This is a genomic window from Thermogemmatispora sp. (assembly GCF_019683635.1).
Lineage (GTDB): Bacteria > Chloroflexota > Ktedonobacteria > Ktedonobacterales > Ktedonobacteraceae > Thermogemmatispora.
Genome location: NZ_JADGIA010000179.1, coordinates 1 through 11,357 on the forward strand (window position 1 = coordinate 1; position 11,357 = coordinate 11,357).

11 protein-coding genes and 1 tRNA gene are annotated in these 11,357 nt (G+C 60.6%); 1 reads left to right on the plus strand and 11 read right to left on the minus strand.

Annotation, left to right across the window (positions count from 1 at the left end; genetic code table 11):
- Nucleotides 1–109 precede the first annotated feature (109 nt).
- The 10 genes from IRZ31_RS16780 to IRZ31_RS16825 all read right to left on the minus strand — a co-directional run bounded on the left by IRZ31_RS16780 (nt 110) and on the right by IRZ31_RS16825 (nt 10,039).
- A complete protein-coding gene (locus tag IRZ31_RS16780; RefSeq protein WP_297155705.1) occupies nt 110–736 on the minus strand; it encodes an acyltransferase in 627 nt (208 codons plus the stop codon).
- 99 nt (nt 737–835) lie between these two features.
- Entirely contained in the window at nt 836–1,273 is a 438-nt protein-coding gene (locus IRZ31_RS16785; protein WP_297155707.1) for a divergent PAP2 family protein, read from the minus strand.
- Between the two features lie 30 nt (nt 1,274–1,303).
- Entirely contained in the window at nt 1,304–1,549 is a 246-nt protein-coding gene (gene xseB / locus IRZ31_RS16790; protein WP_297155709.1) for an exodeoxyribonuclease VII small subunit, read from the minus strand.
- A gap of 197 nt (nt 1,550–1,746) precedes the next feature.
- Nucleotides 1,747–2,961, minus strand: a complete 1,215-nt coding sequence (gene xseA, locus IRZ31_RS16795) for an exodeoxyribonuclease VII large subunit (protein ID WP_297155712.1) — start codon at nt 2,959–2,961, stop codon at nt 1,747–1,749.
- 21 nt (nt 2,962–2,982) lie between these two features.
- Complete coding sequence (locus tag IRZ31_RS16800) at nt 2,983–3,510, minus strand: biotin/lipoyl-containing protein (RefSeq protein WP_297155714.1); 528 nt, start codon at nt 3,508–3,510, stop codon at nt 2,983–2,985.
- Between the two features lie 28 nt (nt 3,511–3,538).
- Complete coding sequence (gene efp, locus IRZ31_RS16805; RefSeq protein ID WP_112427579.1) at nt 3,539–4,096, minus strand: elongation factor P; 558 nt, start codon at nt 4,094–4,096, stop codon at nt 3,539–3,541.
- A 13-nt stretch (nt 4,097–4,109) separates the two neighbouring features.
- Nucleotides 4,110–5,210, minus strand: coding sequence for an aminopeptidase P family protein (locus tag IRZ31_RS16810; protein ID WP_297155717.1), 1,101 nt, complete (start codon nt 5,208–5,210; stop codon nt 4,110–4,112).
- A complete protein-coding gene (gene aroQ, locus IRZ31_RS16815; protein ID WP_297155719.1) occupies nt 5,207–5,677 on the minus strand; it encodes a type II 3-dehydroquinate dehydratase in 471 nt (156 codons plus the stop codon). Before aroQ ends, IRZ31_RS16810 begins: the two co-directional genes overlap by 4 nt.
- Complete coding sequence (aroB, locus tag IRZ31_RS16820; RefSeq protein ID WP_297155721.1) at nt 5,674–7,371, minus strand: 3-dehydroquinate synthase; 1,698 nt, start codon at nt 7,369–7,371, stop codon at nt 5,674–5,676. The genes aroQ and aroB overlap by 4 nt, the downstream gene beginning before the upstream one ends.
- A 91-nt stretch (nt 7,372–7,462) precedes the next feature.
- The gene (locus IRZ31_RS16825; RefSeq protein WP_297155726.1) at nt 7,463–10,039 is read right to left on the minus strand and encodes a CHAP domain-containing protein; all 2,577 of its coding nucleotides are present in this window, start codon (nt 10,037–10,039) and stop codon (nt 7,463–7,465) included.
- A 459-nt stretch (nt 10,040–10,498) separates the two neighbouring features.
- On the opposite strand from IRZ31_RS16825, the gene IRZ31_RS16830 reads away from it, so the two are divergent.
- Nucleotides 10,499–10,573: transfer RNA gene (locus tag IRZ31_RS16830), tRNA-Val, on the plus strand.
- A gap of 412 nt (nt 10,574–10,985) precedes the next feature.
- Here IRZ31_RS16830 and IRZ31_RS16835 read toward each other — a convergent pair.
- A partial coding sequence (locus IRZ31_RS16835; protein ID WP_297155728.1) for a flavodoxin-dependent (E)-4-hydroxy-3-methylbut-2-enyl-diphosphate synthase occupies nt 10,986–11,357 on the minus strand: 372 nt, incomplete at its 5' end.

Consider the following 11,357-nt stretch of genomic DNA (forward strand, 5'->3'; position numbering starts at 1 on the left):
CCCCACTACTATCCCCCCCTTCCCCCGGCGCCGTGACGTCCACGGCTGCCACTTGACCTTGCGGGGTGAGCAGGGAAGCGCAGCGCACTACCCCGTTGCCTCTCCCTGTTCACCTCCACCCTTCGGGGTGAGCAGGCAGCAGGCAAAGGCGCTGACAGGCCGAACACCAGCCAACGAGCTGCCCCCCCTCCTCGCGCAGCTCGCTCAGGCGCCGCGCACAGCGACAGACGTAGCCATGCTGGCGCGCCGGATTACCATAAACCAGAGCATGAGCTGGTACGTCGCGCGTGACCACCGAACCGGCTCCCACGAGAGCAAACTCGCCAATGGTTACCCCACAGACTACCACCGTTCGCGCCCCAAGCGAAGCCCCATAGCGCACCACCGTGGGCGTAATCTGCCAGTCCTGGGCCCCCTTCAGGCGCCCATCGGGCGTAATCGCCCGCGGCAACAGATCGTTCGTAAAGCAGACATGGGGGCCAATAAAGACGCCGTCCTCGATTGTTACACCCTCGAAGACCGATACGTAGTTCTGAATCTTGACCCGCGCCCCGATGTGTACGCCCGCATCGATATAGACGCCTCGCCCCAGAATGCACTCTTCGCCAATCACGGCTCCTTCACGTACCTGGGCCAGACCCCAGATGCGTGTCCCTGCGCCGATCCGCGCCTCTGGCGAGATATCCGCCGTCGGATGAATAAAGATATCCTTCCCACTCGTGTGCTCATGCTCCATTACTGCGCTTCTCCCCAAAAAAATACTATATCATGATCTTCCTACCGCTCTTTTCTCTTCGAGCAAGTGCAGGCGCTATTGAAGACCATCGAGGCACGCTCAGGCCGTCACGAGCAAGCCGATCGCAATGCCCAGCAGTCCCCCAACCAGGACCTGCACCGGAGTATGGCCAATCAGTTCACGCAGACGCTGCTCTCCAATAGGGTGGCCCTTAAAGGCTTCCTCCAGCATCTGGTTCAACATCCGGGCCTGAATGCTGACAGCGCGCCTTACGCCCGCCGCATCATACATGACCACGCCCGCCAGCACGATACTGATGGCAAAACTGGTCGAGGAGAGGCCAGCCAGACGGCCTACCGCCGTGGCCAGTCCCATGACAAGAGCTGAGTGGGCGCTAGGCATTCCTCCTGCCGAGACCAGCCGGCGCAGGTTCAGTCGCCGCTGGGTGACAACCTCGATAAGGGTCTTGCTCACCTGGGCCAAGGCCCAGGCCAGCAAGGCTGCCAACAAGGCACGATTCTCTAGCAACGATGCCATCGACACCTGCAACTATGCGCGCCCTGCTTCCTACTCGATCTCGTCCATGAGCTGGCTCAGCTCCAGCGGCTGCGCCACTGGCATACCCTGGCCGTCTACCGTCAGCTGCCTAACGCGCAGCTCTGCCCGCTGTAAGAGATCGTTGCAGTAATGCACCAGACGCATACCACGTTCGAAATGTTCAATCGCTTTTTCTAGAGGAAGTTGTCCATTTTGTAGGGTGAGCACTGTTTCCTCTAGCTGTTGAAATGCCTCTTCAAAAGTCAACTCTTCCATAGTGCACACCATTCCGCAGGTTCTCCGAGTAAAGCCAACAAAGAAGACGGGATCAGGCTTGTTACTAGCAAAGTGAGCAGCAGTGAAGCTTTCGCCACAGCTTGCAGGCCGTTGACCTTGAGGGAGCTGACAGCCAGAGAGAGCAGCAAGGGAACGCAGATCACCTCAAGCAAGGTCGCGCGGCAGGGATGACTCGCTTAGGGGAGCACCTGAACGGTCACGGAACCGTTCGCGAGCTGGAGCAGCAAGCGATCGCCAGGGTGGACCTGATCGACAGTGGTAACCAGCGCCTGGTCTTCGGCGCGTCGCACAATGGCGTAGCCCCGTGCGAGCGTCTCCAGCGGAGAGAGCGTTTCCAGATGACCTGCGATTCCGCGGAGACGTTCGCGCTGCAGAGTGAGGAGCGTCTGCATACTGACGAGCAAGCGCTCGCTCAGATCATCCAGCTGCTGGCGTTGCTGATCCAATTGCCCACGAGGGCTAGCGCGCCGGAGATCGCGCTCGGCGCGCAGTAAGCGCTCACGCTGCTCGGCCAGGGACGACCACATACACTCCTGCAAGCGCCGCTGCCACTCAAGCAAGTCCTGGCGCCAGCGAGCCACATCGGGCACAGCGATGGTCGCGGCGGCGGTCGGTGTTGAAGCCCGATAGTCGGCTACCAGGTCGGCGATGGTGACATCGGTCTCATGGCCGACGCCACTGATGACCGGAATGCGTGAGCGAGCGATGGCGCGTGCCACCAGCTCGTCGTTGAAGGCCCACAGCTCTTCACGCGAGCCGCCGCCGCGCGCCACAATGATCACCTCTGCTTCTCCATGCTCATTTAACAGATCAAGAGCGGCGGCAATAGAGGCCGGAGCCTCCTCCCCCTGTACCAGGGCGGGGGCAATCAGCACTTCCGCCAGTGGATAGCGGGTGCGGAGTACGCGTAGCATGTCGCGGAGGGCTGCCGCCTGCAGTGAGGTCACCACACCGATTACCGCTGGCGCTGAAGGGAGCGGACGCTTACGCGCCTCGGCAAAGAGGCCCTCCGCAGCCAGCCGCTCTTTCAGTTGCTCAAAGCGGCGATAGAGGGCGCCCTCGCCTAGAGGCTCGACATACTCGACATAGAGCTGCAGCCGACCATGTTGCTCATAGAACGAGACATAGCCGGCGGCCAGCACCGCCATGCCGTTGCGCAGCTCAGGCAAGCCGGCCCGCTGGCGAGCATGCTTGAAAAAGACGCATAACAGCTGGGCTGTTTCGTCTTTCAAGGTGAAATAACAATGGCCGGAAGCCAGATGAACCTTATAATCAGAGATTTCTCCCTGCACCCAGAGACTGCACAGCAGCTCATCCTGCTCCAGCAATTTCTTCAGGTAATGAACCGCCTCGGAGACCGTCAACGGCGGCTCATTGAGTGTCGCCAGCATCAGCGCCCTCCCGCTCCTCGGCTAAGCCTCGCCGGCGCTATCGATCACCATCAGCGGCTGCCCGTACTCGACTGGCTGGCCTTCTTCCACCAGGACCTCAGCGACGCGGCCCGCTACCGGTGATTCGACCTCATTGATGACATTGAGCGCCTCGACGGTGGCCACCAGCTGGCCCACCTTGACCTGATCGCCGACCTGGACCGCAGGGCGCTGCTCTTTGGGCCTGGCCCAGCGATGAAAGATACCGACCCAGGGAGAGACAATCGTGTGTCGGGTTTCGACGGCGGTTGCTGGCTGTTCCTCTGTCGGCGCCTCTTCTTCATCAACGAGTTCTGCCGCCGCCAGACCATCGGCGCCGCTGAGGCGCGCCTTGCGCAGCGCCAGGCGTAGGCCCGCCGTTGGAGCGCGCAGCTCCAGCTCGCTCACATCACTCCTGTCGAGCAACTGCACCAGGCGCTTGATCTGTTCAACTGTCAGCTCTTCAGTGCCAGAAGAACCGTTCTCCAGAGCAGCGCGGCTGCCTCCCCGGCGCGATCCCTTGGTTTCCATTGTTCTGGTCCTCCTCTGCACTGACAGACTACGCGCGTTCAACGTACTCACCAGTGGTGGTATTGATGCGGATCAGGTCGCCGATGTTGACAAAGAGCGGGACCTGCACCACCAGGCCTGTCTCCGTGGTGGCTGGCTTCGAACCACCAGTTGCGGTATCGCCCTTGACGCCCGGCTCCGTATAGGTCACCCGAAGGACCACCTTTTCCGGCAGCTCCACCGAGATCGGCTGGCCTTCGTACATAATGATATCCAGCTCCATATTATCGGTCAGATAGAGTCGAGCATCGCCGAGCTGGTCCTCGGTGAGGACAATATCCTCGTAGGTGGTCGTATCCATAAAATGGTACTGATCGCCATCCCGATACTGGTACATCACATGCACCCGGTCCAGGAAGACACGCCTAAATTTCTCGCCGGCATCAAAGGTTCGCTCGACGATAGCGCCCGTGCGCAGATTGCGCAGCTTCAGGCGAACCGTGGCACCACCGCGGCCAAGTTTAATATGCTGCCAGTCGAGAATGGTATAGAGCTGTCCGTCCAGCTCTATAGAAAGGCCCTTTTTCAGGTCGCCAGTCGAAATCATCGCCACACACTCCCTATTGCGGAATGATCAGATCGAGCGGTGAGCGCGTTAGCACCTCCGCCCCATCTTCCAACACCAGTACACTATCTTCAATGCGCAAGCCGCTCCAGCCTGGGATATAGACCCCCGGCTCTACGGTCACCACGGCCCCGGCGGGCAAACGGCTATCCTCGGGTGCACGCTGAGATAACAGTGGCTCCTCGTGCACCTCCAGGCCAACGCCGTGACCGGTGCTGTGGATATAGTACTCAGCCAGGCCGTAGCGCGCCAATACATCTCGCGCCAGGCTGTCGGCCTGACGTCCAGAGAGGCCTGCCCGCAGGCCCTGCTCACAGGTGCGCATGGCCTCTAGCACGGCCCCATAGAGGGTGCGCATACGCTCCTCGCGCGGTTCCCCAAGACAGACAGTGCGGGTCATATCGGCACAATAGCCCTGGTAGCGCGCCCCCATGTCGATCGTGATCAGCTCGCCTGCCTCAATGGGGCGCCCGCTGACACGTGCATGGGGCATCGAGCCATTAGGGCCAGCCGCCACGATCGGCTCGAAGGACGGCCCATCAGCCCCCAGAGCGATCATGGTTCGAATAATCTCCCACTGCACTTCTCTCTCGGTCAGTCCGGGGCGTAGCCAGCGACGTAGATGAGTAAACGTCTCGTCAGTAATCGCCGCGGCCTTGCGCAGCCGTTCCAGCTCCTGGGCCGATTTGACCTGGCGTAGACGGTCGACGATAGTGCTCTCCAGTGGCCGCAAGGTGTAGTGGCCCTCGCCGCCACGAGAGAGCCTGGCATAGGAGCTGTAGCTGATGGCCGACGCCTCGAAGCCCAGGCGCTGCCAACCATACTGACGGGCCTGGGCTGCTACCGCCTCGGCGAAGTCGCGCCGCTCCGGCACCAGCACTTGACAGCCCGCTGCCTCTTTCTCCGCTACCTCGCGGTAGAGCGTGGAGGTAATCAGCAGACACAGCTCTTGAGAGATGAGCAGCCAGGCCGCCTCGGGGTCGCTCTCTAGCCAGCCGCTTAGATACGCGCGATTGTAGGGCTGCGTAATCAAACAGGCATCGAGTTCCTGCTCGCGCAGCCACGCGCGAACAGCAGCGATGCTCTCTTCTTTCATGCCTGCTCCTCTTTTGCGCGAGTTTCTTCCTCGGTAAGGATATCGAGCAAGGCGCGCAGGGCCAGCTCGTAGCCACGCCAGCCCAGGCCAGTGATCTGGCCGCGGCAAACTGCTGCCGTCACTGACTGATGGCGGAAAGGCTCCCGCGCATAAATATTGCTCAGATGGACCTCGATAATCGGAACCGCGAGGGCGGCCAGAGCATCGCGCAGGGCCAGTGAGTAGTGAGTCAAGGCCCCTGGGTTAATGATCACTCCGGCGGCCTGCTCTCCCTGTTCTTGGAGAAAATCGATGAGCGCCCCCTCGTGATTCGACTGAAAATCGAGCAGCGTGACACCATGTTCAGCGGCGAGGCGGCGCAAGCGCTCGATAATCCAGGACAAGGTGACCGTGCCATAAATAGCCGGCTCCCGCTTGCCCAAACGATTCAAGTTCGGTCCATTGACCACCAGGATCGTGCGCGTCATGCTTCTTCCTGCCTTGCCCCGGCGCTGGAGCGAGTGATGTTCTCGCCTCCAAAGAGGGAGCGCACGACCTTGCTGACCAGCTCATCCGGTAACGTTGTCTGGAAGACCTCGCCGATGCGGCGCGGCATGATCCAGCGTACTTGCTTCTGAGCCACCTTTTTATCGAGCTGGATGGCGGCCAGCAAAGCCTCGGCCTGCGGCTTCCCATGATAGGCCGTGGGCAGTCCCAAAGCCGCTAGCAGCGCTCGCTGGCGCTCAGCCTCCTCACGCGCCAGGAAGCCGGCCTGGCAAGCCAGTTCAGCCGCGGCCACCATGCCCAGCGCTACCGCTTCCCCATGCAGCCACTCGCCGTAGCCGGTCACATTTTCCAGGGCATGGCCCAGCGTATGCCCATAGTTGAGGATCGCCCTCCGCCCCTGCTCGCGTTCATCCTCCTCAATTACTGCGGCCTTGAGGGCAATACAACGCGCGATGATCTGCGCCAACAGAGAGGCCGGGGGCAAAGAGAAGTCGCGCAGCGCCGCCGCATGGGTTTCTAGCAAAGTAAAGAGTTCTGCGTCGAGTATCATACCATACTTGACAACCTCTGCCCAGCCCTCAGTGCGCTCGCGCTCTGGCAGCGTCAGCAGCGTTGCTGGATCAGCCAAGACCAGACGGGGCTGATAGAAAGCGCCAATGAGGTTTTTGCCCCGCGGATGATTGATTCCTGTTTTTCCGCCAATGGCCGCATCAACCTGGGCCAGTAACGAGGTTGGCAGCTGCACCAGGGGCACGCCGCGGAGATAAGTGGCGGCGGCAAAGCCAACCAGATCGCCGACGACGCCACCGCCGAGGGCCAGCAGGGCCTCACGGCGCTCTGCCCGCTGCTCGACGAGCCAGTCGTAGATGGCGCTCAGCTGTTGCAGCGACTTACTGGCTTCGCCCGCAGGAAGGACGTAGCTACTCGCGCTCCAACCAGCTCGCTGCAGCGTGCGGAGCAAAGGCGGCCCGTAGAGATCATAGACATGCTGGTCGCTGAGGAGAAAGACGCGCCGCGGCAGCTCCAGACGCGCCAGATACGCCGGTAAGCGTCCCAGTCCACCCCAATCGACGATCGCCGCATAGCCCTCCCCAGCGCGAATCTGACGCTCCAGTGGCTCCTCTCCTTCCAGGGCTCCCAGGGCGATGAGGGCCGCCAGGACAGCACGTGCGACCTGCTCGCCGCTCTTGCCATCGGTTGAGCAGCTAGCCTCAGCCTCTTCATAGAGTGCCCGACGCTCGGCCTGCAAGCGACGCAGAGCCGCCAGTGGATCATCACCAGCCAGCAGCGGACGCACTTCGGGAGAGAGGCCTTCCCGCCGCGCTATCGCCTCTTGCTGACGCAGGCGTTCAAGAGCAGTCTCCGGCTCGACACTCAGAAAGATCCGTACTCCCCGCTCAGCCATGAGCCGGCGATTGTCAGCATCCAGGACGATACCCCCGCCCGTGGCCACAATGGCGCCGGCGCTGGCAGCCGCTTCTTGCAAGGCCAGCTTCTCACGAGCCCGGAAAGCGCGCTCACCCTCCTCAGCAAAGATGGTGGCAATACGCTTCCCACAGCGCTGCTCTACCAGCAGATCGGTGTCAATGAAGGGCCTTCCCAGGCGCTCCGCCAGCAGGCGCCCGACGGTCGTCTTGCCACTCCCGGACAGCCCAATCAAGAAGACGTTACGCATGCCCATTATTCTACCATGAGCCTGGCAGTCAGCTCAGCAGCTGCCGCGGCTCCTTCCTCCCTCCTCTTATACTCCTTTATACTTGATTGAATCAGTAAAGCTCTTCGCTGTGCACCGGCGTATCCAGGACAGCCAGCAGGCTGAAGGTCGAGGTATCGACTATCTTGAGATAGTTATCCTGCTCCTGAGCCAGACCTTCGCGCATGAAAGCCTGGACACGGTTATCGTAGAGCCTAAAGGTTGACTGGAAACGGAAGGCGTACTGTTCAAGGCGCCCCGTCTGGCGATTGAGCACCAGAATGTCATCCCCAGATGGGCAGGTCGCTTCAGCACTACAGCGCGTATGATTGGTGAAAGAGCCGATCAGAACCTGCCAGCGCTGATCCCAGCTTGCTACAGTATACTGGTGGGTAATTTGCCCATCACGATCAAAGGCGATGAAGGTACTCTGAGCCTGCAGGGGGTTATACAGCATAATACCCTCCGCCGCACCGCCAAAGTGCCCCGTGTAGAGGATCGCCCCGCTCCCCCACTGGCTGTAGCTCTGACGCGTCTGCACCTGTAGATCGGGTTTCAGGATCAAGAGCTGCGCCTCGCCAGCGATGGGATCATAGAGCAAGAGCTGGGCCTGGCCAGTGCCGCAAAAGTCACCACTGTAGACTTGCCAGTTGCCACCGAGATCGGTCACGGCCTGGTTATGGACAACCCGCAAGCGGGCATCAAAACTGATCAGACGCCCCTGGCCATTCAGGCGATCGTAGAGAAAGAGACCGTCCTGCTGGGAGTTCACGAAGCTTCCGACATAGATCTCCCACGAGTCCTGTGAGAGTAGATAGCGCTGGAGGTGATTGATGCCAAATTTGCTCGTGAAATCAACCAGTATTATATTCGGCACCAACTGAGACTGATTGCTTTGGCTGCCCCCGAGGTCATTGCCTCCGCCATCGCCGGGGCTCAAGCTCAGAGCCAGGCCATCCGGCATGGCCAAGGGTCCTGCCTCACCAGAGGCCAGTGTGCGGGAGATAGTCCCCGCCGTAGGTGAAGGCGTCGGACCAGGTGTAGCCGTCGGCGTGACTGTAGGGCTGGTCGTAGGGGTGACGGTAGGGGTCGCGCTTGGCCTGGGCGCTGCTGTTGGCGAGGGACGTGGTGTCGATGTTGGTGTGGCCGTCGGACTCGGCGTCGCGGTCGCAGTTGGCCGCGGCGTGGCCGTCGGTGTCGGTGTAGCCGTCGGTGTCGGCGTTGAGGTCGGACTCGGCGTCGCGGTCGCGGTTGGCCGCGGCGTGGCCGTCGGCTTCGGTGTAGCCGTCGGCTTCGGTGTCGCGGTCGCAGTTGGCCTCGCCGTAGGCGAGGGTTTTGGAGTGGGCGAAGGTGTAGGTGTCTTCGTCGGCACCAGGCTGGGCACAGGCGAGACGCCTGGCTCGCTGGTCACAGTTGGGAAAGGAGTGGGCGTCAAGCTTGGCGTCGGAATGGTCGGGACCGGCGTGTTGACAAAGCGATTGTAGAGCAGCAAGCCCGTCGTCTGACCATTGAAGCGACCCGTGTACACTTCCCAACCAGGTCCCCAACCATCGAGCGTAATATGCTGGCTGATTTGTAGATCAGGGCCCAGGCTCAAGATCTGTATCTTCCCCGAAGAGCGGCTGTAGAGCAGGATCTGAGCATGACCGAGGCCCGCGAAATCGCCGATCCGGATATCGAGGTCCGAGCCCCAACCATGTGGTCCTACCTGGCGATCGGCCAGGGTCACCAGCCGCGCGCCGGCGATCGTGCCAGAGGTAGTCGCTGGCGCATCGGGATAGGGCCAGAGACGTCCACCGGGGCGCCTGCTGAGCTGGTCGGCATCCAGCAGCTGCAGTACCTTCAACGTGCCTTGTTGGCGGTTATAAAGCAGAAGAGCGCTCTGACCGCTGCCAGTAAAATCGGCATCAAACTCCTGCTCCGAGGAGATTGGGGGCAGACCAAGAGCCAGGCGCGCCGTGGTCAGCGGAGCCGGATCGTGCTGCTGCTGCTGATTGGCCGCCACCACCTGCGCCAGGGCCTGGCTGTCAACACCTGGCAAACGCGCGAAGAGCTGCGGGTCTATCTGGCCCGGGAAATAGATGAAGCGGAGTTGACCGCGCTGATAGCGTGGCTGATTGATGACCGAGACCTGGTAACCAATGCCGAGGTGCACCGGGGTAGGGTCGCCGTAGTTTTGATAGGTCACATTGAAGGTATCGCCGTCAGGACTGACCCAGGTGACAAAAGCTACGTGGCCAGCGGAGCCGTAGGCCCAGACGCCGTCAGCGACGGGGAAGACAGCAATCGCTCCGACGCGGGGTTGCGTCCCCACCGCCAGCCCAGCCCGCTGAGCGTCACTGATCCAGTCCGCCGCATTTCCCCAATTGAGGGGGAGATCATAATGCAGCCAGTGCCACTGCTCCCAGGCCCACCAGACGCAGTTTCCGCCCCGTGGAAAGGGACCAGGGCAGAGCGCAAAGGGATTGCCATCAGCGCTGAAGCTGAGCTGGTCGCAGTCTGAATCGAGCGTTGGAGCGGTATACCCCAGGCCCTGGGCATTAGCCTGGAGCAGACTCATCAAGGAGAATGGTTGCGAGAGCAGCAAGCAGAGCATCGCAACGAGGAAAGCAGCGAGGAAATGGCGTCGCTTTACGAGCCCAATGGACACACGCCTGTTATCGCCTTGCAGTAGCCTCCGCAGGAAGGCCAAAGGATGCATCTGGTCTCTTCCTCCCTAAAATAAGACCTGTATGCAGCCACGGCTGGCCAATTTGCCTGAAAGCACGCTCGCGGTCTTTCTGCCATTCTGCGATTTCCTGGAGAGTATACCATTGTGAGTTCATGCGCGCAAGGTGGCCTGCTTGTCTTGGCGGTTCCTTTCTTCCTTCACGCCGCAGCACTTGCCAGGAGCTGGCACCGCCTCCGTCACTTTCCAGTTCTATTGTACCTTTTTCCTGGATAGCCAGACCTATCTCGGCCCCCGGCAGATACTTAGCAAACGAGCAGTCAACAGGCGTGCGCTTTGTCCTTTTCGCTCCCCAGCCAAAAAAGGGCTTGACAGGGCGGGGGAGCAATGCTATCATAGGAACGTCCTGAAGGAAGTGCAAAGCTATCCAACCCAAGGCTTGGGCAATTAGCTCAGTCCGGTTAGAGCGCTGCCTTGACATGGCAGAGGTCACAGGTTCGAGTCCTGTATTGCCCACTCTAAGAGGTGATTCTGTAAAAGAGGATCGCCTCTTTTCTTTTTTTTAAAGAAAAGGGAAGAAGGCCTCCGTTAAGGGGATGAGAGAACTGGGGAAAAGGAGAGAAAACAGTGAATGAGGTCAAAAAGAAAACAAGGGATCTCTTTCGATCCGGCTCCTTGCTCTATGGCTCAGAGAAGGCTGCCTTCTCCCTTTTTTGGACTCCAGAAAGACGAGAATGGCTAGCCCGTTTGCCCAGCGCCTCTAGCCAGTTTAGCCAGAGGGCGTCGCTTGAGCAGCCTGGCACCTTTCTACCGGGGCATAGCTCTACGCTGCTACCCTGCCTTGCTGGCTACGCCCCTTTCTCACCGGAGCCAGGCTGCGCGCAGAGGACGCTTTGAAAGCTGCTTTCTTTTAGTTCAGCGCATCTCTCTACCTCTTCAGCACAGGAATTTCTGTGATGCCCTCATCGCGCGTGCGGTGACGCCCAGCGCTTTCCTTAATTCCTCCCTCGGGATAGACCAGGCGCGCCTCATGTTCTGGGAGAAGCGAGGCCACCTCTTTTAAGACCGCGTCGAGGAATTCCTCTTCGGGCACCGTGCGCACCACCTGCCCTTTGCGGAAAATGACGCCTTTGCCACGTCCTCCAGCCAGGCCGACATCCGCATCTCGCGCTTCACCAGGCCCATTCACCACACAACCCATCACCGCTACATGAATAGGGGTCTGTACTTTGGCCAGCCGGCGCTCCACTTCATTAGCAACTTCGATAACATCGATCTCGACGCGCCCACAAGAAGGGCA